Consider the following 24,691-nt stretch of genomic DNA (forward strand, 5'->3'; position numbering starts at 1 on the left):
CTTGCATGGACGAGCCTACCTGACGATCTCAGGCCCCAGCGCCGCCGTTCCGCTCTGGATCAAGGTCCGGTCGGTACACCCGCGGACGGGACCGCACATCCATCCTCCGCACGTGGGTGCGCCTTGCCAGGCGGATGAACGGGCGCACCAGCAGGAGCAGCGATCCCAGCAGGTACAGCACCAATCCCACGGTCTCGATGTCGCTGAAGAAGTTGAGCACGGAGCCGGCCACAAACAGCACACCAATGAACATGTCGTTGAGGATCGAGGCCGCCTCCCAGCGGCGCTCAATGTCGATCTGACGCTTGCCGAAGCGCAAACTCAGGTCGCCCTGGGGCTCGTCGAAAATCGCCTCCGGGTCGCCGGCGCGCACTACCCGTTCGCGCGCCCGCTCCTGGCGACGGCCCGCGCGCTCGCCTTCAGCGTAAGCGGCTTCCTCGCTCGAGGGTTCTTCGCTCATCTTGTCCTCCGCGCCCGGGCGCTATCGCGGCGGGTGCACTTATGCCGGCTCAGAACCCATCGCGGGGGCCTCGCGGGCAATGCGGCCCAATACTCCGTTGATGAAGCGGGGGGAGTCATCCGTCGAGAGGTCGCTGGCAAGCGAGACGGCCTCGTCGATGGCCACAGCCGGGGCGACTTCATCGTTGAACAGCAGTTCCCAAGCGCCAATGCGCAGGAGGTTGCGGTCCACCGCGGGCATCCGGTCAATGTCCCAGTCAGGTGCGGCGTCGATGATCAGCGCGTCGATTTCGCGGCGGCGTGCGAGGACGCCCCGCACGATCTCCTGCGAGTACGGCGGCAGTGGGGTCTCGCGCCCCGAGTTCACCAGGCGCTCTTCCAGCGCCTGAGCGAGGGGCATCTTGCGCTGCTCGGCCTCGAAGAGGAGGTCGAGGGCGCGCTTGCGGGCTTTGGTGCGGGCGCTCACTAGTCGTTCACGCGGCCGAGGTAGTCACCCGACTCGGTGTTGACCTTGACGCGGGTTCCCTGCTCGAGGAACAGCGGCACCTGGATCTCCTTGCCGGTCTCCAGGGTGGCGGGCTTGGTGCCACCGGAGGAACGGTCGCCCTGCAGGCCGGGCTCGGTGTAGGTCACCTCGAGCACCACGGACGCGGGCAGCTCAAGGAAGATGGGGTTGCCGTTGTGCGAGCCGACCGTGGCCTTCTCGTTCTCCAGCAGGTAGTCGGTGGCGTTGCCCATGACCTCGGGGCTGATGGTGACCTGGTCAAACGTGTTCGGGTCCATGAAGACGAAGCCCGTGCCGTCGTTGTACAGGTACTGCATGTCGCGGCGGTCAACGGTCTCGGTCTCGACCTTGGCGCCGGCGTTGAAGGTCTTGTCGACAACCTTGCCGCTCAGGACGTTCTTCATCTTGGTGCGGACGAACGCGCCGCCCTTGCCCGGCTTCACGTGCTGGAACTCGATGACGGTCCAGAGGTTGCCGTCAATGTTGAGCACGGTGCCGTTCTTGATGTCGTTCGAAGTCGCCACGGGTGTTGTCCTGTCGTTGAAGTCTGTTGTTGAACCGCAGACAATTCTAGCGGAACGCCCTCACGCGCCCGCGACTGCCGCAAGCGCGAGCCGGTAAGAGTCCGTGCCGAATCCCGCGATAGTGCCCGTCGCCACCCCGGAGACCACCGACGTGTGACGAAACTCCTCTCGCGCGTGCGGATTAGTGAGGTGCACCTCGACCAGCGGCAAGCCAGCGCCGGTGACCATCGCACAGGCATCACGCAGCGCGTAGCTGTAGTGCGTGAACGCCGCAGGATTGAGGATCACGGCCCACTCGGAGTCCACCGCCTCGTGCATCCATCCGACCAACTCTGACTCATCGTTGGTCTGGCGCATCACTACCTCGAGACCGCGCTCCGCGCCCCACTGCATCGCAAGCGCCGCGAGCTCCTCGTACGGGGTACTGCCGTACTTGTCGGGTTCGCGGGTGCCCAGGCGGTTGAGGTTGGGGCCGTTGGCGATGAGGACGGTCGTCATGGGTGCCAGCCTAGAGTGCGATGGCTCCCCCGCGCACGGGTGCGCTGGAGACCGCGTCGTAAGCGCCGAGCAGCAGCACGGGGTCAGGGCCTTCGAGGCGTACGGGGTTGCCGATCCCCTGCAGCACTACGAAGCGCAGCAGGTCACCGCGAGTCTTCTTGTCGCGCTTCATGGCGGTGTGCAGGGCGTCCCAGCGCTCAGCGGGATACGTGATTGGCAGGCCCAGCGAGGTCAGGATGCTGCGGTGGCGCTCCACGGAGTCCTCGTCCAACCTGCCGGCTAGGTGTCCGAGTTCAGCGGCGAACACCATGCCAACGGAGACCGCGGCGCCGTGACGCCACTGGTAGCGCTCGGTGTACTCGATCGCATGCCCAAAGGTGTGGCCGTAGTTGAGGATCTCCCGTAGGTGCGATTCCTTGAGGTCGGCAGCGACCACGGTCGCCTTGACCTGGATCTTGCGCGCGATGAGTTCCTCAAGCACGGTCAGGGCTTCTTCGGTGAGGTCGGCGGCCTTCAGCTGCTCGGCGTGCGCCTCGACCAGGTCCAAAATGCCGGTGTCGGCGATGAAGCCACCCTTGACCACTTCCGCGAGTCCGGCCACACGGTCGTTCGCTGGCAGTGTCTGCAACGTGTCCAGGTCACACCACACGCTCAACGGTTCATGAAACGCGCCCACGAGGTTCTTACCCTCGTTGGTGTTGATGCCCGTCTTGCCGCCCACGGCGGCGTCGACCATCCCGAGCACGGTAGTCGGCATTTGGATGACGCCCACGCCCCGCAACCAACTTGCTGCCACGAACCCTGCGAGGTCGGTGACTGCTCCCCCGCCCATGCCAATCACGACATCGGACCTCGTAAAGTCCGATTTCCCCAACACCTGCCAGCAGAACGCGGCGACCTCGGCAGTCTTGCCTGCCTCGGCATCGGGCACCTCGGCGACCACGGGCGTGCGGCCCGTGGCCTCGATGCGGGCCCGGAGGACGTCAGCGCGCTCGCGCAGCGGCGCAGAATGAACAATGAGCACGCGCTTGGCCGCATCCGGAATGGACTGCACGGCGGGCTCGATCAGTTGAGAGCCGACCGTGACGGTGTAGGGAGCGGCGCCGTTGACTTCGATGCTGCGCGTCATGCGGGTGCCTCCGTTTGCTCGATCATCTCCGCCACTTGTTCTGGCGTGAGGTTGTCTGTGGTGACGCTCTCTGTGGCGAGCGCCTCGTAGATGGGCCGGCGGGCATCCATCAACGCGAGCCACTGCTGGCGCGGGTTGCCGAGCAGGAGCGGGCGGGACTTGTTGAGGCCCACGCGCGGGCTGGCGGCTTTGAGGGACACGTCGAGGAAGACGATGCGGGTGCCGGCCGCGGCGGCAGCCTTGAGCCGGTCCTGGGTTGCGTCACGCAGGATCGCTCCCCCACCCAGCGACAGAATGCCGTCGTGCTCGCCGAGTGCGGCAGCGACAGCCTGCTCCTCGAGGTCGCGGAAGGCGTCCTCGCCGTCCTCGAGGAAGATGTCGGGGATCGTCTTGCCCGCACGCTCTGCGATGTCCTCATCGGTGTCGCGCCACGGCAACCCCGTCGAGCGAGCAAGCACCTTTCCCACGGAGGTCTTTCCGGACCCGGGTGGGCCCATGAGAACAATCCTGGGGGCGGCCATTAGCGCAGGTGCTCGGGGATCGCCGCGACGTAGGTCTCAATATTGCGGCGCACCTCCGCGACGGAGTCGCCGCCGAACTTCTCGATCAGTGAGTCGGCGAGCGTAAGCGCGACCATGGCCTGCGCCACGACTGCGGCGGGCGCAACGGCGCACACGTCCGAGCGCTGGTGAATGGCCTTGGCGGCCTCCCCCGTCTCGGTGTCAATGGTGTCCAGTGCCTTGGGCACGGTGCTGATGGGCTTCATCGCAGCCGAGACACGCAGCGGTTCGCCGTTGGTCATGCCGCCCTCAACGCCCCCGGCGCGGTTGGTGCGACGAGCGACGCCGTCCTCGCGGTACTCGATCTCGTCGTGAGCCTCGGAACCACGACGCCCCGCGGTGCGGAAGCCGTCGCCGACCTCGACGCCCTTGATGGCCTGGATGCCCATGAGCGCTGCCGCGAGGCGCGCATCGAGACGGCGGTCCCAGTGCACGTGGCTGCCCAGTCCAACGGGAAGGCCGTAGGCCACGACCTCAACCACGCCACCCATGGTGTCGCCTTCTGACTGGCAGGCGTCGATCTCCTTGACCATGCGGGCCGAGGTCTCCTGGTGGTAGCACCGGATGGGGTCGTCGTCGAGTTGCTGAGTTGCGTCCGCTGGCGGAAGCGGGGCGTCCTCCGGAACGCGGATGGGGCCGACCTGCGTGGTGTGGGCGACGAGGCGCACTCCTGCAGCCTGCTCGAGGAAGGCTTCCGCGACGGTACCGAGAGCGACGCGGGCGGCAGTTTCGCGGGCCGATGCGCGCTCGAGCACGGGACGGGCGTCGTCAAAGCCGTACTTGGTCATGCCGACCAGGTCTGCGTGGCCGGGGCGCGGGCGCGTCAGCGCTGCCGCACGTGCACCTGTGAGCTCCGCAGGGTCGACGGGGTCCGCGCTCATCACGGTCTCCCACTTGGGCCACTCGGTGTTGCCCACCATGATCGCGACGGGACCACCCTGGCTCACGCCGTGGCGGACACCGCCCAGCAGCGTGACTTGGTCCTGCTCGAACTTCATACGCGCGCCGCGGCCATAGCCGAGGCGCCTGCGAGCCAGCGCTGCTTGGATGTCAGCCGACGTGAACTCAACCCCTGCGGGGAGTCCTTCTAGGGTGCCGACGAGTGCGGGTCCGTGAGATTCACCTGCGGTGAGCCATCTGAGCATGGCTCACATTGTGCCAGAGGCCTTGCCTCGGGTGACACAAGGTCACCCGAGGCAAGGCCTCGCGTTCGGCTCAGTCCTGGGGGACTATGCGGCCTCGCTCTCTTCGAGGCCATCGAGCGGCTCAAACGCGTTGTCTACACCACCACCGGTGTACACCGGCAACCCACCGTCTTCGTCCGCAGGGAAGGAGCGCTCGGGATCGATCAGCGAGAACACTAGGCCGGAGACCTGAACCGACCAATCTTGTTCCGTGAGTTCAGGTCGGCCAGGCGTCTCCTCCGACACCGTCGCCATACCGACCGTCAAGTTGGTGACAGTGAAGAACCTCTCGAGCTGCGTGTTCATCGCTTCGATGAGATCCAACACCGCTTCCGGGTCACCTTCAGTCGTGAAGGTCACCGGAATCCCGTAGAGACCCTCGAATGGCGGCTCCTCCGGCAACGGCTCGGACGGCGTCGTAGGCTCAGTGCCCTCGCCCTCGCCCGTCGGAGCAGTTGACGGCTCGGGGCTAGGGGATGGAGACGGCTCCGCGTCCGAGCCCTCTTCCGCGCCCTCGCCTTCCTCGTCGAGCGGACTTGGCGGCTCGAACTCACCCAAAGCAAGCGGGTCCACCACGGTCGCACGGCCGTATGTCACGTCGATGAGCGGAAGTTCGGCATCCGCGAGTTGGTTGTGCAGTAGTCGTTCGAAGTCGGCTTGCTCAATGCGCGGCGGGAGGTCCAGCGAGATCTTGGCGATTTCCTCACGCCAGCCCGGAACTTCCTGTTCTAGCGCCTGCATCTGCTGGATCTTCAGTTCGAGAAGGTCATTCTCCTCGCGTGCGAACTCGGCATCCTCTCGCGCCGTGGATGCCTGGTCCAGTTGTGGTGAGATCAGAAAGAAGTACGCGAGTGCTGCGAGAACCACTGCCCCAAGGATGGTCATCGTGAGGAGGACACCGTTGCTACCTTGCTTGCCCATCAGTTCTGCTCCTCATTCGCTTCGCCGGCGTTGTCTTCCAAGAGTTCCGGCGGCACCTCTGTTTGCGCTGTTTCCACGCGACCGGATAGCGCGTTGAAAGTAATCCGGGTGGCTCCCGCGTACTCCCAATAGAAGACATCGCTATCTGCACTGCTTTGTATCTGGCTGCTGTCAATCCAGGTGTCCTGATAGCCAGACAGCGCATCGATCGAGTCGACGAGGTCAGCGGGTGCCAGTGGCTCGAGCGATCGTCCCACAAACGCGACGGTGCCCATGTCGAGGGAGCCGAAGACAGTTCCGTCGTCACCGGCGGCACTGTACGGAGTCGCCTGTGTCACCTGCATCGATGTCCACTGAATATCGTCCGGCATCGCAGCATTCAGGCCTGCCAACTGCGTTGCCCAGTCAATGTCGGTGAGGCCCGCCCAGGCGCGGGCGTTGTAGGAGTTTTCCCGCTGTGCTTGCACATCGTTGATGTAGTCATAGGACGCGAGTTCTGTCACCAGTTGCGGACGACGCGCCTGCTCCTGGGCAAGTTCATCCTCGGCGGCGACACGGGTCGTAAAGGAGTACACGTAAGCCCCGGCGAGTAGCAGGAGGAACACGACGAAACCAGCAAAGATTCCGATGCGTGCCCTGCCCTGGCTTCGCCGCTGCGCAATCTCCGGTGGGAGCAGGTTGACCTGTGCCGTTGACGCAGCACCCACACTCTGAGAGACGGGGTTCATGAGATTTCTCCAAACGCGAGGCCGACAGCGATAGCCATCTGAGCCTCTCGGCCCTGAATAGCGGCGGCATTCATCTTCTTGCCGACGGAGAGCCTGGTCATCGGGCCTCCAAAACTCACCGGCAGTCGAGTCGCACTTGCAAGGTACTGCCCCAAGCCGTTCAGAAGGGCTCCTCCACCCGTGATCACGATGCCGTCAATTGCGGTGCCGGGGTTGTTGGAGGAGAAGAACACGAAGGTGTTGCGGACAGAGTCGACGAGGGAGCGAACCGACTGACCCAGAGCTTCCTGTGCCGCGACATACTCGGGGGCGACCGCAGGGGCGCCAAACCCTAGACTCCGCTTAATCTCGTCAGCTTGTTGCGCGCCCACCTGCGTCGCAGCCGCCACCGCATCCGTGACGTCTTGGCCGCCAGCTGGGAGAATTCTCGCCATCCGCGGCTGCCCCTGCTGGGCAATGATGACGGTCGTGATCTTTGCACCGATGTCGACAAACGCAACATTGCGCTGGGCGACCTCCGGGGTGAGCTGACACCTCAGTAGCGCGAACGCACTGAGGTCGACCATCGTTGGCCGTAATCCGGCGTTTTCGACAGCAAGCAGATTCTGGGAAACCGTCGACTTTGGCGCCGCGACGAGCATGCCACGCAGCAGTTTGACTGATTCTCCGTCGCGCTCAGCCGTGGGATAGAAGTCAAGCATTGCCTCGTCGGGAGACATCGGCAACAGTTCCTGTACCTGGTACGGGAGTGAGCCCTTGAGCTGAGCCATCGGGAGCGAGGGAACGTCGACCTCACGCACGACTACGTTCGCGGACCCAAGACCGACGGTGACGTCCTTCGTGGCGATCTTTGCTGCGCTGACGGCCGATTTGATCGCGGCGCCCACAGCTGAAACATCCACAACCTCACCGCCTTGGACCAGTCCAGTCGGGAGTGCTTGTTCCCCATAGGCGGTCAGCGTTCCCGCGGTTCCCACTGCCGTGCTCTTGCCTGAGAACTCAACCTCACAGACACGCACGTGCGTGGCTCCGATGTCGAGCCCTACCCTCTTGATTGCCACGTTTCTCCCTCGTTCATCACAGCAACTTCCGTTCTATCGGCGCATTGGCGCGCTCGCTGAACTCCCTCTGCGTCGTTAAGAACCCCAACCGGCTGACCACCTGAGGTACGCGTCCCACCAGTGGTTTCCCCAAAACACGGCCAGCCAGAATCCTGCGATCATCCACGGCCCGAATGGCACCTTCACGCCTTTGACCGTGCCTGCGCGCACCATCGAGGTGATCGATCCGAGCATCCCGAGCACTGGAGCCGCAACTGCTCCGATCAGCAGGGCACCCCACCCCAGGTAGCCGAGCACGAGGCCCAGCGGAACCGCCAGGCGGACATCGCCGAAACCCAGCCCTTGGGGGTAGGCAAACCACAGCAGAAAATAGGAACCGCCTAGAATCAAGGCGCCCAGCAATGCCCGGACCAGTGGCCAAGGCTCGCCCGCGACGAAGGCCGCGACGACCACACCGGTCAGGCCCACGACCAACGTCGGATAGATGAGGGCTGAGGGCAATCGCATCAGCTGAAAGTCGATCACCGTTAATGCGACAGTCGTCACTGCGAAAAAACTGAGCACCACCCCAAGAACGGTGAGACCAAACGCAAGGTACACGCCTACAAACAGTGCACTGACTGACAACTCGACCGCGGGGTAACTCCATGAGATACGCGCCCCGCATTTCCGACACTTCCCCCGGAGGACGAGCCACGAGAGCACCGGAATATTGTCGTACCAAGCGATGTCCTGGTTGCACTGAAGGCAGCGGCTCGAATCGCTGACCCAGTTGCGGTGATGCGGAACGCGAGCGATCAGAACATTGGTAAAGGACCCCAATAGGAGACCCACCAGCCCGACAGCCGCGATGCCCCACCATGGCGTCACCTACGAAACCTCACGCTTGTAGAGCAGCTCGACCACGAACCCAGACGACGACTGAGCGGCAGAGACAAGATCAACTCCGGGGACACCTACGTCTGAGTAAACAAAGGTCGCGGGGGTATGAACGTCGACATCGCCACCGTAAACCTGACCGATAAACTGACTACTGTTCTGAATGTGGACGTCGCCTGGGGCGTACCAGAACGACTCGATCGGGGGCATGACGGTCATCGGGGTACTGATATTGATTGAGCCGGAGCCAGTGGAGTTCGGCACGATGACCCAGAGCGTGTGTGGGCGCCCGTCACCCGAACTAAATGTCAGTGGGTTCACAGACTTGAAATTGTTTGCGAATATCACAGTATCCGCGTACAACTCGAAGCCGAACCCACTCGCGGAATAGAATCCGTTGCCGTGGCCGTTCCTGCAGCCTTGCAGGTCGTACATGGTCGGGGTGCTCGGCAACTTGACGGGTCCCTTGATCTCACCAATCCAACCCAGATACTCGCACTTCTCAGGGTAAGGCTTGTTCCAGTCCTTTAGGGGGTACTGGTCATTGATCCTTCGCGCCAAGTCCATGTGATCTCGCCGGACGAAGCCCGTCCAGTCAGATGGAACATAATTGATCACTGGTAACCCGACTGGGGTGATGTTCTGAATCGAATCGGCTCCCACATTAAAGCGCACAGTACCGTTGGCCGTCAGCGGTTGCGCAGTAACCTTGGACCCGCCGACCGTTACATCTCCACCGAGTGAGATTGGATTGTTGTTCTCCAAATTTCCACTGCGAACGGTCGTGTTCCCGTCTACAGAATATTTCGCGCTGGCCGTAGAAGGGAACGTGGCCCCGTCTTGGGTCCACAAGTCACCGCCAACGTGACAAGCACTGTTAGAGAAGTTGACACTCCCGTCGGGAACAATGAGAGACCCGTTCATCTTTGCGCCGCCCGAGCAGTTAAAATTTCCCCCGTCGATCCACACATCTGCCTTCTGATCGAGGAGCTGGGGAGACAGAGTAAAGCCCGCGCCGACGAAGACGTCGGTGGCGGAGAATATCGCGGCGTCTTCGGACAACTGAGTCCGGGGTTCGAGCGCGAGGCTGGATTGCATGACGCGTACGGGATTGAGTCCAACACTATCGGTAAGGCCCTCAGCAGTCGCCGTCACCGTGGCACGGTTGGGAAGAGCGGTGAGGTTGCCACCACTGCAACTGATTGGGGACGCCGAGTCGTCATTGTAATACTCGATCTGGACAGTGACCTCAGTCGCCTGGGTGTCCGCGTTGAGTGTCAGTGGACTGAACGAGGGCGCTCCACAGGGCGACTCGTACTCGAGTTCTGCCATCGTGGCATCAATAGCCGCTTCCGCCGCATGGATCTCCGTGGTCCGAAGACGGTCCCGGCCCGAGTCGTTGACAGCGACGATGGTCTGGGTGATAACGACCGCCGCGACAGCAATGCCTACGAGGGCGACTCCCATCGCGGCTACGAGCGCGACGCCGTCGTCGCCTCGCGCGAATCGAGCGCGTTCGAAAAAAGACATTGCGTTCCTCCTCATAGCCCCGGGATCGATGAGCAATAATCCGGGGAGTAGCCAAACACCGTGTTTCTTCCGGTTACAACGGACGAGACAACTGCCGGCTTTGCCCCGGCCTCTGCTCCCGGATCACTCATCCTCAGCGTGACGCGAATATTCTGTGCCTTGGAACCGGTGGGGAGCGTAGTATCAAGCCAGAATGGCGGCCAGGACTCAGGATCGTCGGGGTCGATCACGTCGTTTGTTGGCGCGACGACATTGTTAGCCACGTTGTACCACGTCGTCGACGACGACGGGTTGCCCGCATCCCACTCCCGGTACTCGAGGTCGCCAAACTGAGACGCACCGTTATGGAAAATCACCCGCCACTGGACGCACTTATCTTCGCCGTTCTCCTGCGTGTATACGCGCAGTGAGTAATTGGAGCCGACGCCGGACTGCGCATGACTGTCGAGTGCAGGGTCAAGAATTACATTCCCGGAACGAATCTGTCGATCGATTTGGGATAGCCCCAAACGTGCCTGCTCAACCGATCGCGTGCGTGCAAGATTGTCCTCGGACTGATTGATCATCGTGATAAACAGAGAAAAAATGAGTGCCATCAGGGTGGAAAAGATAGTCATCGCGATGAGCAACTCGGTCAGGCTGTAGCCCTCACTGGAGCGCATGCGCACGCGCGCCTCGATGCAGTCACGCATTCTCGGGCTCCTTGTAGGAGGCTGAGGCGGATGAGCCGTTTAGAGTCATGGTGACAGTCAAGATGAAGGGATCCCCTGCCACTGGCTCAATCGCGTAATCAATGGCCGCTGTCACGGTGCCAGTCGCTGCGGTGGTCGCGCATGCCTCTTGCTCGCACAGCGGGTCCAGGCCAGAAGGGGACTCCCCGGCTTGAGAGACAGACACGCGGCCACTCGCGGTAACAGCAACAAGGGGGTTTGACCAGGTTACCTCTGCGATGTCGGCGCCTTCGTTCGAACCAGGCGCGAGGCTCAGCGTGGAGTATCCAGACCCGTTCCAGTACTGGAGCGAACCACTTCGCGCTATGGACGCAGGCGTCGTAGTTTGGGAAGTGCCCCTCTGAGCGAGTACCGAATCGTTGTACCCGGTGATCATGACAAGTCCGCTACCAGCGTCGCCATCGTCCCAGCTTGAACTGACAATTGCTCCCACAGATATAGTGCCGAGCTGCCGGTTGACGCCTGCAGAGGCACAGCCAGATCCTGACAATACTTCACAACCGGTGTTCCCGTTACCTGCGAGACCTTCGATGAAACGCCCCGCCCACGCTGTCTCGACGCTCGAACCGCTCTCGTTCTGCACTCGCCCGAGACGAACGATGTCGGGTCCGGCGTGGAGCAAAAGGTAGCCCGAGTAGGTCGTGGCGGGATTCAACCTCGCAGCGGCACACGGTTGCGTAGCGGGTACCGTGGCCGCACCCGCTCCCACCGAACAGCTTTGAGTCGTCGAAGCATCCAGCCAGCCATCACGCGGGTCGTCTGACCGACCTTCCAGTCGCAAGCCGGTAAGTCCCCCACCAATGGTGTGGCTGGAGTTGTTGGCAGACATCACGACATCGGTTGGATTCGCCGGCGGGGCTTCAGGGCTGACGTCATCGTTTGACGCCGCGACAGAGAACGCTTCATAGCCCTCGAGCCAACCAAACGTCTCCGGCTGGTTGTTAGTATCGTCGTCATTCCAGCGGACGCCCCCGTACTGGCCCAAGGCCGTGGCGGACGTTGTTTGCTGGCTGGACGACTGCGCGCTCGTCGAGGCAGTGCCAACCTGGATCTGATGGAATGGTGACGACCCAAACAACGGACGTGGCAAAGCGGGGTCTGTCTCGTTCTCCGGAAGCGTGGTCGCGGAAGCGGAGAACACTACGTTCCCCGAGGCTGCGTGCGAATAGTAAAGCGCCTGGCATGACGCGAGGAACGGAGCGTTGTTTAGATCGCCGCAACCCCCAGACGGGGCGTATGCCGTCGAGAAGAGCGTCGTAACTTCTTGCGCACCGGACTTGAGGGAGTCCCATGAAACGACGACCGCCAAGCCGTACGCGTCGTCTTGCCCAGCTTGGTCTACGGTGACGTAAGAGCGAACCGTGAACTCGGTACCCCTACCGGCAGCGTCTACTTTGAGCTGCGAGTGGGAGCCCGTGGAGTCAAAAAGTGGGGGCCAAGCACTGGTGAGGTCCTGATCGTTCGGGCCAGCGGGTGCTACATGCAGCGCAACCGCGGTTCCCTCTACATCCAACACGTTTCCAGGTGCGAATGAGTCACCACCCGAAGCGGCTTGGTAGTTGCTGGCCATGCCCTTCTTGAGCACGTTCCAGGGAATTGCCCTCAACTGCTCCATAGCCTCGTTGGCATACGACGTTGCCTGCTGGCGGGCGTTTGAATCTGCGTTGGTGGTCAGCGCTGAAGCTTGGATACCAATGATGGCAATAATCACAATTGCCATGACAAACATCGCCACAATCAACTCGACAAGGGTGAACCCCAGTTCATAACGATTCAGGCGCGAATTCTGCAAGCTCGTCATCGTCACCTCTCTCAGCCTAGCCAATTGCCCTGCTGGGGTGCGGCGCCGTCCATTTGAGACGAGCCACACCCCAACAGAAATTCGGAACGCGCGTTGGTACTACGGCGTCGGGATTGTGGTGCCGCAGTTGCCCTCTTCGAGCCCGCCCTGCGCTGAGTACTGGTATCCCTTAGCCTTCGAGACGTCGCCCTTGTCGTTCGTGACAGAGACACACCAGGTCGTCGAATCCTTACCGGTGTTGTCACCGTTGGCAAGCGTGACGTTGTCCGAGGCCTTGCTCACGACCTCACTACCGATCGTGTAGTCGGCGCCTGTACTTGCCTGCTCAATCTTCGGACCTGCGGTGTTGTCAACGAACCAGGTGGCAACTTCCTTGCCGAGGGTCGAGACGTCCGCCTTGGCGGCCGAGTCCTCAGCCTTCTCGCGCTGCGAGAGGAAGATCGGGATAGCGATTGCGGCGAGGATGCCGATGATGATCATGACAACGAGGAGCTCGATCAGAGTAAAACCCTGGTCCTTGTTGTCAAGCTGCTTGCGAATGCGAGCCATCATAATAATGATTCCTTTGCTTTCAATTATGTAGGTTAAGGGAACGGGTGCTCCCCTTCGCCGCTTGTGCCGCAGGGCATTCGCGGAGAAGTCTCTTAAGCAATCAGCTCGAAGACGCCAAAAATTGGCATATACAAAGCGATCACCATAAATCCAACAATGCCACCAAGAACCGCAATCATCAGCGGCTCAATCAAAGAAGTAAGCTGCTCGGTCGTGGCTTCCACCTCTTGGTCGTAGAAGTCCGCGATCTTGTCGAGCATCGTGTCCAGCGCGCCGGTGTCTTCACCCACGGCCATCATCTGCACCACCATGGGCGGAAACACCGCGTGCTCCGCCAACGGTTTGGCGAGTGAGTTTCCAGTGCGGACAGACTCACGCACGTCCTTCGACGCCCGCTCGATCACGATGTTGCCGCTAGCCTCGCCCACAATGTCCAGGGCCTGCAGCACGGGCACGCCAGAACTGAGCATCGCACTCAGGTTGCGAGTGAAACGGGCGATAGAAATCTTCTGCACCAGAGCACCGAACACGGGGGCCTTGAGGTACAGCGGCTCGACTTTGCTGCGGAACTCCTTCTTATTCTTGTTCTTGTTCCACAGGAACGCGCCAACGCCAATACCAATGATGACCGGGACGATGAGGATCTTGAGCAGGTCGGACATCGTCACGAGAATCTGCGTCAAGAACGGCAGTTCACCACCGAGTGAATCAAACATTCCCGCGAAGACAGGAACGATGAACAACAGCATGCCGATCACAGCGAGGATCGCGATGATGAAGACGACTACGGGGTACGTCATCGCGGACTTGACCTTGCCGCGAAGCTTTACCTCGGACTCGAAGTTGGTCGCAACGGACTCGAGTACGGTGTCGAGGAAACCGCCCACCTCACCGGCGCGCACCATGTTGACCATGAGCGGCGGGAAGACCTCGTGCTTTCCGAGCGAGGTCGATAGCGCAACGCCAGCTTCCACATCGCCGCGCACGTCCTGAACAATGCGTGCGAGTGCCGGGTTCTCGGTCTGATCCCCAAGGATTGTGAGCGCGCGTAGAAGCGACAGGCCAGAACCGATCATGGTGGCCAACTGCCGCGAGGCAATAGCAATGTCTTTGAGCTTGACGCGATCGGAGATACCTGGGATCGAGATCTCGGTCTTGAGCCCGCCAGTCCTGACCTCGGTAATGCTGACGGCAGCCAGACCCATGTCGCGCAGGCGTGCAGCGACAGCTGCCTCCGAAGGCGCCTCGATGGAGCCCTTCTGGATTTTCCCGTGACTGTCACGGACCGCGTAGTCAAACTTCTTTGTCGACGTCGCCATGGCTACTGCGCTCCCCCTGCATATGAGGTACGCCCGCACAATCGGTTGAAGTCCTCGAGGTGGTGGCACATCTCCACACCGGTCTCGTAGGAGATTCTTCCGGTCTTCACCAACTGGGCCAGGTGTTGGTCCATCGTGTGCATGCCTTGGCGCGAGCCGGCCTGGAGCATGGAGTAGATCTGGTGGGTCTTACCCTCACGGATCAGGTTGCGGATCGCAGGTGTCGCAACCATCACCTCAGTCGCGACAGCTCGACCGGGACCGTCAGACCTGCGGCACAGGGCCTGACACACAACGCCCTGCAAAGCAGACCCCAGCTGAGTCTGCACCTGCGCCTGCTGCTCCGCTGGAAAGACGTCGATGATGCGGGAGATTGTTTGTGCTGCGTCCTGCGTGTGCAAAGTGCCAAACACCAGGTGTCCGGTCTCTGCCGCCGTCAAAGCGACCTGAATAGTCTCGAGGTCACGCAACTCACCGATCAGAATCACATCGGGGTCCTGACGCAACACGTGCTTCAGGGCCTTCTGGAATGAGTGGGTGTCGGTGCCGACTTCTCGTTGGTTCACCAGCGAGGACTTGTGCCGGTGCAGGAACTCGATCGGGTCCTCCACCGTCATGATGTGCGAGGCGCGATTCCTGTTGACGAGGTCGATGAGCGACGCCAGCGTCGTGGACTTGCCGGATCCGGTGGGGCCCGTCACGAGTACGAGTCCACGCGGAAGGCCCGCGAAGTTCGACACGGTCGCTGGGACGCCCAGCGCCTCAAGCGGCTTGATCTCGTAGGGGATCACTCGGAAGGCGGCGCCGATCGAGTTGCGCTGCTGGTAGATGTTGACGCGGTAGCGGGCCTCGCCCACGAGCGCGTACGAGAAGTCCAGTTCGAGGTGCTCTTCAAATGTCTCGCGCTGCTTCTGGGTGAGGATCCCGTAGATCGAACGCTGGATCGACTCTGGTACCAGTTTTTCTAGGCCTTCGACTGGAATGAGGTTGCCATCCACGCGCATCATCGGCGGCGCGCCGGAAGTGATGTGCAGGTCGGACGCGCCAGCTCGCAACATGGAGCGCAGGGCCTCTTGAATGTCGAGGTCACCTGCCTGCTGCGGCCGGCTCATTCCTACGCGCTGCGGGGCCGTGGCCTGCTCCGCCGGCTGAGATTGGCTCATCGAAGATGCGTGCGGCGCACTGGTGGGCTGTGGCGCCGATTGGGCGGGCCTGACGCCAGCCATGACTCCGGTAGAAGTCCTCGTCGGCTGGGCGCCCGTCGTGGGCTGCGAGCCAGGAGCAGGATTTGAAGGAGCCGAGGGCTGCGTGGCGGGCGGCGTCTGCGCCGGCGCGGCAGGCATGAACTGCGGCGAGTACGCGCCGTTGCCCTGGCCTGTCCCAGCACCCTGCTGCGCTGCCTGAGGCATGAAGCCTCCAGACGCTGCACCTTCTGCCATCGCTATTCCCCTCAGCTACCACGATGAGCAAGTGCCCCTCAGCACCCGCAACTCGTGGCGATCGTTGGTCAGTCTATGGCCCCTCCACCCGCGTGGTCCAGGCCCAACACCCCTATCGGCGAGTGGCATATATCACTTAAGTGAGAAAGGCTTACAAATTACGCACTACTTCACGACGCGAAGAAGTTCCTCGACGGAAGTTAGCCCGAGCTGAGCCTTCACCCAGCCGTCGTACAGCAACGTCTCCATGCCAGCCTTTGCGGCCGAGCGCGCAATTTCAGCGCTCGACGCGCGCGACACCGCCAGGCGCTCGATCTCCTCCGTCACGGGCATAATCTCGTGCAAAGCCAACCGCCCGCGGTACCCGGTGTTTGAGCATCGGCTGCAACCCACCGGGCGGTAGAGCATCGGAGGCTCTTCATCCTCAGGATGCCCAAAGCGTTCAATCTCCTCGCGCCCTGCCCGGTACTCCTCCTTGCAGTTGGGACACAGCCGACGCGCCAGTCGCTGTGCGACAACGCAGTCAACTGCGGACCCCACGAGGAATGGCTCGATGTCCATCTCAATCAGGCGAGTGATTGCGGACGGCGCATCATTGGTGTGCAGCGTCGACAGCACAAGGTGACCGGTCAGCGCAGCTTCGATGGAGATCTGGGCAGTTTCACCGTCACGGATCTCACCGAGGAGGACGACGTCAGGGTCGGCACGAAGAATCGACCGCAGCGCCGCGGCAAAGGTCAAGCCGGCCTTGACATTGACCTGGACCTGATTGATCCCAGGGATGCGGTACTCGACGGGGTCCTCAACGGTGATGACGTTGATTTCTGGCCTCGCCACCTGGTTGAGCGTGGCGTACAAGGTGGTGGACTTACCCGAACCCGTGGGCCCTGTCACAAGAATCATGCCGTACGGCTTGGTGTACGAGTTCCGGTACATCTTGAGGTTCTCGTCGCGGATGCCCAGATCCTCAAGATCCATCGCCGCAGTGGAGTTGTCGAGAATACGCATCACGACCTTCTCTCCCCACACCGTCGGAAGAGTCGCCACACGGAGGTCGACCTTGCGCCCGTTGTGAGTGACGGAGAGGCGCCCATCCTGCGGCTTGCGGCGCTCCGCAATGTCGATGTCAGCCATGATCTTGATGCGGCTCGTCACCGCATTCTGTGTCGACTTGGGTGCCTGCTGCATCTCGTGGAGCACGCCATCAATGCGGTAGCGAACGCCAAGGGCTTTCTCAGAGGGTTCAATGTGAATATCTGACGCACGGTCCTGAATAGCCTGGGTGATCAACAGATTCACAAAGCGGACGATCGGCGCGTCGTCTTCAATGACCGATCCCACCTGGGAGAGGTCGAGTCCGTCTTCCTCCTCCGCAATGTCCTCACGCAGGTTCTGCAGTTCCGCGTCCGACCTGCAGTACCTGTCGATCGCCTGGAGCACATCGTCGTGTGCCGCCACGACTGGCAGAATCTGCATGCGCGTCATGGTGCGGAAGTCGTCGACAGCAACCACGTTGCCGGGATTGGACATAGCGATCTTGAGGATGTCGCCGTCGATCTGAATCGGGAGAGCACCGTGACGTCGGCACACTGAGTCCGGCACCAGCGCAACCGCCGTGCGGTCCACCGGGAAGTCCGCGAGCTCCACGAACTCCATGCCGACCTGGCTCGCCAGTGCCCGGACCAGTTGGCCCTCGGAGATGAGTCCCATCTCGACCAACGTGCGTCCCAGCGAAGCACCGCGTTCGCGCTGCTCGTCAATGCCGTCCATCAACTGCTCTTCGGAGAGAATGCCCTCCTCAAGCAGGATTGTCCCTAGCTGCTTCACGAGACTCCTCCACATTCTGCGTGCACCCTCAGCGTGCACGGCAGGCCATCTAGATCTGCAACCTACATCGGCACGGGCTTGAGCAGGTAGTGGGGCGTGGCGAAGTGCACACTCGTAGGGGCGAGGGGCGAGGGCCGATGCCAGGGTCGCGCGACGCTCTGCGGTTCGCCCTCGCTGTATCCGCACCTCTCTCGCTGCCCTGTCCCCAGGCAGCCGAGATGGCGGGTCCTTTCCACAGAAATTGTCTATTTATCAGGCATGTCAGTGGTCGGTGATGGAATGACTACATGCAGATTTCCACCGCAGAACTCGAGCGCAGCGTCGCTGCCGTGGCCGCATATGACGGCACGGACCTCGCGACGCGCGCGCCGGATGATGTGGTGGCGGTCCAGCGCGTTCTCGCGGATGTACGCCGCCAGGCGGACGCCCTGCTCGTACAGGTAGCTGGCGAACTCGCGCGCCTGTCGGAGCCTTCGGAGGGGAACAAAGGAATCGCGCGCCAGAAGGGATTTCACGGTCCCGGGGGCCTCATCGCGAACACGTTGGGCGGGTCAGATGGCGAGGCGAAGCGCCTGTTGGTAGCGGCGAGGGGCACGCAAGCTTCCCCCGGAGGGGACGCGCCCCGCTTCCCTACACTGGCGCGGGCCATCCGGTCGGGTGCGTTGTCGCCCGACAAGGCCGCGCTGCTGACGGAAGCGTTGGAGCGCGTGGCAGAGGACTCCCCCGGCGCCGTCGTCGAATTTGAGGAACGCATGGTGACCAAGGCCAGGCATCAGTCGCTACGCGAGGTGCGGCGCATGATTCAGTTGCACGAGGCACACCGGCGGCCACAGGACATTGAGGCGCGTGACCGGCGCGCACACCGGGAGCGCAGTGTCACGCACCGCGAGCTGCCCGATGGCACGGTCGAGATCTTTGCGAAGCTGGACGTCGTCAGCGCCGCACCAGTTCTTGCCGTGATGGATGCGCACGTCAAACACGTGTTCCAGCAGCGTCGCGATCGCGAGAGTCTGCCGGTAGCCGAGCGCGTGGGGCCGGCCGATGACCGCCGCGCCCCTCAGATTCGCGCCGACTTCCTGGTCGCGCTGTGTCGGCATGCCGTCGACTGCGACGAGACTCCCACGGGCGTCAAAACCACCGTCGTGGTGCGCATGGACGCAGGTGACCTTCGCACGGAACTGGAGCGCACCGCTGCGCCCGCTGAAGACGCTGCGTCAGAACGCAGTGGTGGCACGTTTGGCGGTGGCGGGATTGGAGAGGTGGACGGGATTGCCATGCCGGTCTCCGCCGCCGCGCTGCGCCAGATGGCCGTGGATGCGGAGGTGCTCCCTGTCTTGCTCGGCGGCGAGGCGCTTCCCCTGGACGTCGGACGCGCCAGGCGCCTGTTCTCGAGAGCCCAAAAGATCGCGTTGCTTGAACGGGACGGGGGCTGCGCGTGGTGTCATGCCCCGCCCAGCTATTGCGATGCCCATCACATTCGGTGGTGGGATCGCGACCGGGGTCCAACCGACATCTCTAATGGCGTCATGCTGTGTGTGCGCTGTCACCACAGAGTTCACAGCGATGGGTGGGAGATTCGTGTCAGGGATGGCGAGGTGTGGTTCCGGCCGCCCGCCAGTGTGGATCGCGAACGACGGCCCCGCATCGGCGGCCGCGCCCATCTCGAGGTGCACACGTGACCGGGGACTTTGCGCCTCTCACCGAAGCGGGAGCCTTTGCACCACGCACGCTCCTTGCCGTCCCAGACCCACTCAGCGCGAAGCGAGCGCCCCCATGAGGGCATTCCCCATCGCCTCCAGCGGCGCCTCGCGCCCCGTCATGAGCCGCACCTGCTCCCCCGCCTGGTGCAAGAGCATGCGGGTTCCATCAACGAAGGTTCCGCCCATGCCGGCCCACGCCGAGCCCAAAGGGGTGACAACCGGGTCGTACACCGCGTCGAGGAGTACGATCTCCGGCCGCAGCTCCAGACCGGCCTCAGTTAAGCCGCGAGCAAGCGACTCCCCCACGGTCGCCGGGACCGTGGACACTACGGCATCGGCCCGCGCCACAAAATCGGGAGCCTCGTCGAAGCCGACAAACCGCGGCTCCACGCCCATCTTTGTCGCCGCACGCAGCAGACCGCCTGCGCGCGCCCGGTTGCGGACCACGACCACCGGCCGCGTCACCCCGAGCCGGCCCAACGCGGCCATCGCAGACGTCGCAGTCGCCCCGCCGCCCACGATCACGCCCTCCGACGCTTGCTTGAGGCCGCCCTCGGCGAGCGCCTCCACCACGCCATGAACATCCGTATTCGCGCCCACCAAATGCCGCCCCGCCGCCTGCGGCTGCAGCAACACCGTGTTGACGGCCCCCACGAGCTTCGCCATTGACTCGACATAGTCGAGCATCGGCACCACCGCCACCTTGAGCGGCATCGTGAGGCTCAGCCCACCCCACGAGTCGTCGAGGCCATCGATGAAGCCGCCGAGCGTCTCCTCAGTCACCTCATGCGCCGAGTACTCCCAGTCAATCCCGAGAGCCTCGTAGGCCGCGCCGTGGAGTACCGGCGACAGCGAGTGCTCAATCGGACTACCGAGCACCGCCGCACGACGCGTGCCTGCCACGTGCGCTACCACCGTGGAACTCGCGTCACGGGCACAGCCTCCATCGCCCGATGCGCGTCTGCCGAGTGCGCCGCTGCCACCACGACCGCTACTCCTCGGGTTCCGCAGTCGGCGACGAGTCGCGGTTCTCCTCAATCCACTCGTCGAGCTCGCGGTCGTTCACGAGGTGCTCGTCGTAGGTCTCCGCGTACTTGGTCTCACCGGTGTCCAGGTTGACCGTCACGAAGTACAGGTAGTCCGTGTCCGCGGGGTTGGCGGCCGCCTCGATCGATGCCTCACCCGGAGCCGCGATGGGACCTGGCGGCAAGCCAGTGTTCTGGTACGTGTTGTACGGGCTGTCGACCTGCAACTCCTCCTGAGTCGCGAACGCGCCCTCGCCAGGAACCACGTACTTCACCGTGGAGTCCATCTGCAGAAGCATGTCGATCTCGAGGCGGTTGTAGATCACCGACGCCACCAACGGGCGGTCCTCATCGAGGCGTGCCTCCATCTCGACGATGGACGCCACCGTAAGGGTCTCCTCCCAGTCAGCGCGCGCCACGCCCTGACGCTCAAGCACCTTGGTGGTCTGCGACACCATGGTCGACAGCACCTCGACCGGCTCCACGCCGGGGTTGAACGTGTAGGTCGACGGGAACAGCCATCCCTCGAGGTTGTCGCCTGCCTCCTCGGGCAGGCCAATGGCCTCGTGGTCAGCGGCGACCTCTTCGACCTCCTCTGGGGTGTACTCGATGACGTTCGCGATCGTCTGGTAGTAGTAATCGAGCGTCTTGCCCTCGGGGATCGTGATGCGCAGCTCGTCGCGGTTCGCGGGATCCAACAGCGCGTCGATCGCGAATTCGGCGCTCATCTCGCGCTGCAAGAAGTAGTACCCCGCCGCAATCGAACTCGCGTCTGGGTCGTTGCTGTAGGCGGTCACGAAGGCCTCGACCGATGCCACAACACCGGCCTCGTAGAGCACTTCGCCAATCTCTTGGCCGGACATACCCGGCTCGATGACGACCTGCACCACTCCCTGGCCGGCGCCCTCGTAGTCAGCAGCCTCGGTCGATTCCTCGCCCTCGAAGCTCTTCACAAAGTTCCAGGCGACCGAGCCGCCAACCGCGAGCAAAACGATGGAGACCGCGACGACCACAAGCGTCCAGCGTCGCCGCACTTGGCGCCGCTTCTGCCGCTGGAGACGACGCATATCAAGCGTCGTCGTGGTCGTGGCCTCGTTCTCAAAGAAGTCAGTCATTGTCACCCTTGCGTGCCATCACCTGGGATACCTTACCCAAGTTCCCCCGCTGCTCCGTTTCTAGTGCCGTCTCGAGGATCACCACGGCCGCCGCTTGGTCAATGACCTCGCGCTGCTGTTTGGCGTTGCGTCCCGCCTGCCGCATGGATGCGGAAGCTGACGCCGTCGAGAATCGTTCGTCCACCAAACGCACCACGGCGTCGGTTCGTTCCGCAATCTGCTGACCGATGTCCATCGCGTCCTCTGCAGAAGGCCCCAATTCCCCCGACAACTTGCGTGGCAGCCCCACAAAGACCTGGCGCGCCTCGCGCTCGCTGATGATGTCGAGAATCTCCTCGACGGAGCGCGGCCCGCGCTTCACCGTCGTCACCGGAAAGGCGAGCCGGCCTTCGGGGTCGGATGCGGCGATGCCAATGCGCACCTTGCCCACATCGACGCCTAGGCGCACACCCCTCTCGCGTGGCACGCTGTCGGCTCCGCCCGCCGGGTTTTCACCCAGCGGCGCGGCGCCGACGTTCGGCGAACTACCCACGCGCTGCCAGGGTGTCGCGGATTGCAGTGAGGGCCTCGCCGATCTTCGACGGGTCCTGACCACCGCCCTGCGCGAGGTCGGGCTTGCCGCCGCCACCACCGCCCAGGGTCTGCGCAGCGACCTTGACCAGGTCGCCCGCACGGACTCCGAGGTCGCGGGCCGGACCGTTGGTGGCGATCACAATGACCGGGCGGTCATTGAAGGCGGCCGATGCCGCCACCACCGTGGGGTGCGCCTCACCCAGGCGGGTGCGGACATCCGTCACGAGCGTGCGGAGGTCGTCGCCGTCGGCCGCATTCACACTCTGGTGCGCCACGAGCGTGACGCCGCCGACCTCGCTTGCGGTCTCGACCAGTTGGCCCGCCACCTGCTGCATGGCCTGCTGGCGGTACTGCGTGAGCTGCTTCTCGGCCTCCGACAGGCGGCTCAGCAAGGAACCGATACGGTCAGACAGCTCGTCAGGACGCGCCTTCAACGTGGTGGTGAGCTCGCTCACGATGGCACGCTCCGCTGCCAACTGACTGAAGGCGTCGGCGCCAACGAGCGCCTCGATGCGGCGCGCGCCCGAACCGACCGAGCCCTCGCTCGTCACCGACAGCAAACCAATCTGGCCAGAGTTGGCGACGTGCGTGCCCGCGCACAACTCACGCGAGAAGGGCCCGCCGATCTCCACGACCCGCACCTTGTCGCCGTACTTCTCGCCAAACAGCGCCATCGCGCCCATGCCGCGCGCATCGTCGAGGCTCATCACGTTGGTCGCGACCGGCAATTCCTCACGGATCGCGCGGTTCGCGATCCCCTCGATCTCCTCGCGAGCCATCGCGGACACGCCCTGGCGCCATGCGAAGTCGAGTCGCATGTAGCCGGGCTTGTTGTACGAGCCGGCCTGAGTCGCGTCCTCACCCAACACTTCGTGAAGCGCCGCGTGAATGAGGTGCGTCGCCGAGTGCGCCTTCGACGCCTGGTGACGGTTGCCCAGGTCAACCTCAGCGGAGACGGCGTCACCAGCAGCGACCTCGCCCTCCTCGACAGTGACTGTGTGGACGATCACGTCCGCGACAGGCTTCTGCACGTCGATGACATTGAGCGTCGCGTTCGCGCCACGGATCACGCCCGAGTCAGCGTCCTGGCCACCGGACTCCGCGTAGAACGGGGTCTCCGCCAAGATGACCTCGACGGTGTCGCCAGCCTGCGCGACCGGTACGGACACACCGTCTTTAATGACTGCGGCAACAGTGGTGGCAAGGCTGAGCTCGTCATACCCACGGAACACGGTCGGCTGCAGCGCCTGGTAGACGCCCACGTCCGCGTGGCCGCCCTTCTTCGCCTTCGCGTCGGCCCGCGCGCGCTCCTTCTGCTCCGTCATGAGCGAGCGGAAGCCAGCCTCGTCGACCGAGACGCCCTGCTCGGCCGCCATCTCGAGCGTGAGGTCGATCGGGAAGCCGTAGGTGTCGTGCAGCTTGAAGGCATCTTCACCACCCAGCGACTTCTTACCAGCGCTCTTGGCGTGACCCACAGCAGTATCAAAGATCGCCGTGCCCTGGGTCAGGGTGCGGCGGAACGCGTCTTCCTCGGTCGTGGCGACCGAGAGGATCTTCTCGATGCGCTCGCTCAACTCGGGGTAGGACGCCTTCATTGCCTCGTACGAGGTCCTGATGAGCGCCTCGATCGAGGGCACCTCGACGCCCAGCAGGCGCATCGACCGCACGGTCCGGCGCACCAGCCGGCGCAGCACGTAGCCACGCCCCTCGTTGCCAGGCACCACGCCGTCAAACATCAGCATCATCGCGCTGCGCACGTGGTCGGCGATCACGCGCATGCGGACGTCGTCCTCGGCGTCGGCCTTGTACTGCTTGCCCGACAGCTCCTGTGCCTTCTCGATGACCGGGAAGACCTCGTCGGTCTCATACATGTTCGCGACGCCCTGCTTGAGGTACGCGATGCGCTCAAGGCCGGCGCCTGTGTCAATCGCCTTCTGGTCGAGCTCACGGATCAAGGGGTAGTCCTTGCCATCGCCAGGACCACGCAGGTACTGGTCGAACACGAGGTTCCAGATCTCGAGGTAACGGTCACCGATCTCGTCGGTCCACCCCGCAGCGCCCGTCGCCGGGTCATACTCGGGACCAAACTCAGGGCCGCGGTCCACGTGCCACTCGGCACATGGGCCGGCGGGGCCGGGCTGGCCGGTGTCCCAGAAAATCTCCTCGCGCGGGAGCTTCACGATCCGCTCTGCGGGCAGCCCCACCTTGAGCAGCGCGGCCTCCGCCTCCTCGTCGCTCTCCCAGATCGTCACCCAGAGAGTCTCCGGGTCAAAGCCGTAGCGGCCGTCGTCCTCGGAACCCGTCAGGAGCTCCCAAGCGAACTCGATCGCGCCTTCCTTGAAGTAGTCGCCGAAAGAGAAGTTGCCAAGCATCTGGAAAAAGGTGCCGTGACGCGTGGTCTTGCCGACCTCTTCGATGTCCTTGGTGCGGATGCACTTCTGGACCGAGGCGATGCGCGGGTGTTGCGACTGCTCGGTACCGATGATGTAAGGAATGAAAGGGACCATGCCGGCCACGGTGAACAGCAGCGACGGGTCCGGAGACACCAGCGGTGCGCTGGGCTCGATGTGGTGGGCCTTCGACTCAAAGAAGTCGATCCAACGCTGCCTGACGTCCGCCGTGCGCATCCTG

23 protein-coding genes are annotated in these 24,691 nt (G+C 63.2%); 1 reads left to right on the forward strand and 22 read right to left on the reverse strand.

Annotated elements, in window-relative coordinates; all coding sequences use genetic code 11:
* Positions 1-28: 28 nt before the first annotated feature.
* From AOP75_RS09605 to AOP75_RS09690, 18 genes are all read right to left on the reverse strand, one after another.
* Positions 29-460, reverse strand: a complete 432-nt coding sequence (locus tag AOP75_RS09605; protein WP_083966884.1) for a YrhK family protein — start codon at positions 458-460, stop codon at positions 29-31.
* Between the two features lie 39 nt (positions 461-499).
* Positions 500-925, reverse strand: coding sequence for a transcription antitermination factor NusB (gene nusB / locus AOP75_RS09610; RefSeq protein WP_062078867.1), 426 nt, complete (start codon positions 923-925; stop codon positions 500-502).
* Positions 925-1,488, reverse strand: a complete 564-nt coding sequence (gene efp, locus AOP75_RS09615) for an elongation factor P (protein WP_062078868.1) — start codon at positions 1,486-1,488, stop codon at positions 925-927. Before efp ends, nusB begins: the two co-directional genes overlap by 1 nt.
* A 60-nt stretch (positions 1,489-1,548) precedes the next feature.
* Positions 1,549-1,986: a type II 3-dehydroquinate dehydratase gene (gene aroQ / locus AOP75_RS09620; protein WP_062078869.1), complete on the reverse strand. Its 438-nt coding sequence runs from the start codon at positions 1,984-1,986 to the stop codon at positions 1,549-1,551.
* Positions 1,987-1,996: 10 nt separating this feature from the next.
* Positions 1,997-3,115 carry a 3-dehydroquinate synthase gene (gene aroB, locus AOP75_RS09625; RefSeq protein WP_062078870.1) on the reverse strand — a complete coding sequence of 373 codons (1,119 nt, stop codon included), beginning with the start codon at positions 3,113-3,115 and terminating at the stop codon, positions 1,997-1,999.
* Complete coding sequence (locus AOP75_RS09630; RefSeq protein ID WP_236683141.1) at positions 3,112-3,612, reverse strand: shikimate kinase; 501 nt, start codon at positions 3,610-3,612, stop codon at positions 3,112-3,114. The genes aroB and AOP75_RS09630 overlap by 4 nt, the downstream gene beginning before the upstream one ends.
* Before the next feature lie 23 nt (positions 3,613-3,635).
* Positions 3,636-4,820: a chorismate synthase gene (gene aroC, locus AOP75_RS09635; RefSeq protein ID WP_062078872.1), complete on the reverse strand. Its 1,185-nt coding sequence runs from the start codon at positions 4,818-4,820 to the stop codon at positions 3,636-3,638.
* Positions 4,821-4,904: 84 nt separating this feature from the next.
* Positions 4,905-5,780: a hypothetical protein gene (locus AOP75_RS09640; RefSeq protein WP_062078873.1), complete on the reverse strand. Its 876-nt coding sequence runs from the start codon at positions 5,778-5,780 to the stop codon at positions 4,905-4,907.
* A complete protein-coding gene (locus tag AOP75_RS09645; RefSeq protein ID WP_062078874.1) occupies positions 5,780-6,508 on the reverse strand; it encodes a PilN domain-containing protein in 729 nt (242 codons plus the stop codon). The genes AOP75_RS09640 and AOP75_RS09645 overlap by 1 nt, the downstream gene beginning before the upstream one ends.
* The gene (pilM, locus tag AOP75_RS09650; RefSeq protein WP_062078875.1) at positions 6,505-7,569 is read right to left on the reverse strand and encodes a type IV pilus assembly protein PilM; all 1,065 of its coding nucleotides are present in this window, start codon (positions 7,567-7,569) and stop codon (positions 6,505-6,507) included. Before pilM ends, AOP75_RS09645 begins: the two co-directional genes overlap by 4 nt.
* A gap of 75 nt (positions 7,570-7,644) precedes the next feature.
* A complete protein-coding gene (locus AOP75_RS09655) occupies positions 7,645-8,439 on the reverse strand; it encodes a prepilin peptidase (protein ID WP_083966885.1) in 795 nt (264 codons plus the stop codon).
* Positions 8,440-9,978 carry a hypothetical protein gene (locus AOP75_RS09660; protein WP_062078877.1) on the reverse strand — a complete coding sequence of 513 codons (1,539 nt, stop codon included), beginning with the start codon at positions 9,976-9,978 and terminating at the stop codon, positions 8,440-8,442.
* Between the two features lie 11 nt (positions 9,979-9,989).
* Complete coding sequence (locus tag AOP75_RS09665) at positions 9,990-10,670, reverse strand: prepilin-type N-terminal cleavage/methylation domain-containing protein (RefSeq protein WP_062078878.1); 681 nt, start codon at positions 10,668-10,670, stop codon at positions 9,990-9,992.
* Complete coding sequence (locus AOP75_RS09670; RefSeq protein ID WP_062078879.1) at positions 10,663-12,510, reverse strand: type IV pilus modification PilV family protein; 1,848 nt, start codon at positions 12,508-12,510, stop codon at positions 10,663-10,665. The genes AOP75_RS09665 and AOP75_RS09670 overlap by 8 nt, the downstream gene beginning before the upstream one ends.
* 99 nt (positions 12,511-12,609) lie before the next feature.
* Positions 12,610-13,062: a prepilin-type N-terminal cleavage/methylation domain-containing protein gene (locus AOP75_RS09675; protein ID WP_062078880.1), complete on the reverse strand. Its 453-nt coding sequence runs from the start codon at positions 13,060-13,062 to the stop codon at positions 12,610-12,612.
* A gap of 92 nt (positions 13,063-13,154) precedes the next feature.
* A complete protein-coding gene (locus AOP75_RS09680) occupies positions 13,155-14,381 on the reverse strand; it encodes a type II secretion system F family protein (protein WP_062078881.1) in 1,227 nt (408 codons plus the stop codon).
* 2 nt (positions 14,382-14,383) lie between these two features.
* A complete protein-coding gene (locus tag AOP75_RS09685; RefSeq protein ID WP_304524084.1) occupies positions 14,384-15,544 on the reverse strand; it encodes a type IV pilus twitching motility protein PilT in 1,161 nt (386 codons plus the stop codon).
* Between the two features lie 441 nt (positions 15,545-15,985).
* Positions 15,986-17,647, reverse strand: a complete 1,662-nt coding sequence (locus AOP75_RS09690) for a GspE/PulE family protein (RefSeq protein ID WP_062078883.1) — start codon at positions 17,645-17,647, stop codon at positions 15,986-15,988.
* A gap of 287 nt (positions 17,648-17,934) precedes the next feature.
* Between AOP75_RS09690 and AOP75_RS09695 the strand changes: the two genes are divergently transcribed.
* Positions 17,935-19,326: an HNH endonuclease signature motif containing protein gene (locus tag AOP75_RS09695; protein ID WP_062078884.1), complete on the forward strand. Its 1,392-nt coding sequence runs from the start codon at positions 17,935-17,937 to the stop codon at positions 19,324-19,326.
* A 72-nt stretch (positions 19,327-19,398) separates the two neighbouring features.
* On the opposite strand, the gene AOP75_RS09700 is transcribed toward AOP75_RS09695, so the two are convergent.
* The 4 genes from AOP75_RS09700 to alaS all read right to left on the reverse strand — a co-directional run bounded on the left by AOP75_RS09700 (position 19,399) and on the right by alaS (position 24,687).
* Positions 19,399-20,250, reverse strand: coding sequence for a shikimate dehydrogenase (locus AOP75_RS09700; protein WP_062078940.1), 852 nt, complete (start codon positions 20,248-20,250; stop codon positions 19,399-19,401).
* An 88-nt stretch (positions 20,251-20,338) separates the two neighbouring features.
* Entirely contained in the window at positions 20,339-21,487 is a 1,149-nt protein-coding gene (gene mltG, locus AOP75_RS09705; RefSeq protein ID WP_062078885.1) for an endolytic transglycosylase MltG, read from the reverse strand.
* A complete protein-coding gene (ruvX, locus tag AOP75_RS09710; protein ID WP_062078941.1) occupies positions 21,480-21,953 on the reverse strand; it encodes a Holliday junction resolvase RuvX in 474 nt (157 codons plus the stop codon). The genes mltG and ruvX overlap by 8 nt, the downstream gene beginning before the upstream one ends.
* Before the next feature lie 58 nt (positions 21,954-22,011).
* Positions 22,012-24,687, reverse strand: coding sequence for an alanine--tRNA ligase (gene alaS / locus AOP75_RS09715; protein WP_062078886.1), 2,676 nt, complete (start codon positions 24,685-24,687; stop codon positions 22,012-22,014).
* Between the last annotated feature and the right edge of the window lie 4 nt (positions 24,688-24,691).

It is taken from the genome of Demequina globuliformis (assembly GCF_000975155.1).
GTDB lineage: Bacteria > Actinomycetota > Actinomycetes > Actinomycetales > Demequinaceae > Demequina > Demequina globuliformis.